The organism is Methanorbis furvi (assembly GCF_032714615.1).
Taxonomy (GTDB): domain Archaea; phylum Halobacteriota; class Methanomicrobia; order Methanomicrobiales; family Methanocorpusculaceae; genus Methanocorpusculum; species Methanocorpusculum furvi.
In genome coordinates, this window is record NZ_JAWDKA010000023.1 from 1 (window position 1) to 680 (window position 680).

The 680-nt window shown below is 53.5% G+C and carries 1 protein-coding gene; it reads left to right on the forward strand.

Annotated features, from left to right (window positions below):
• A partial coding sequence (locus tag McpAg1_RS09580; protein WP_338095085.1) for a recombinase RecT occupies positions 1-680 on the forward strand: 680 nt, incomplete at both ends.

Here is a 680-nt window from a genome sequence, read left to right on the forward strand (position 1 = left end):
GGAGAATACACGCCGGAACAGAAAGCAATCATGCTTGAAACGGTTGCCAAAGGATGCAAACCGGAACAGTTCATGTTGATGATGGAGCTTGCGAAGAAGTACAAGCTCGATCCCTTCGCCCGGCAGATCTGGGCAACACCGATGGGGATCATCATCGGGCGTGATGGTTTCCTTACTCTTGCGCATAACTCCGGCAACTTTGACGGGATGAACACAACATTTGAAGAGCGGAACGGCAAACTCTGGGCGGCAACCTGCGAAGTTTGGCACAAACGCATGAGTCATCCGATCATCTTCTCCGCCCGGTTCGACGAGTTCAACAAACCGAGTTCTGATGCTTGGCGAAAAATGCCTTACGTGATGCTTCAGAAATGCGCCGAAAGTCACGCATTGCGCCGGGCGTTTTGTGTCACTGGTCTTTATGATGAGGCTGAGCTTTGCGAGAACCCGACAGTCCCGGAGGAGAACCCGCCGGTGATGGACTTTACCGCAACTGTGGACGGGCAGCCGGTGAGCGTGCAGCCGATGAAGAAACCTGATCCGAAATGCACCTGCGGAGAAAAACCGATGGATGAGTTCACCCGGGAAAAATACGAGGGAGTTTTTGCCGGTGCTGGTATGGAGTTGCCGCAGAACATCTGCAAGAAGTGTGCTGATCTCATGTGGAAGGCACGACCGCC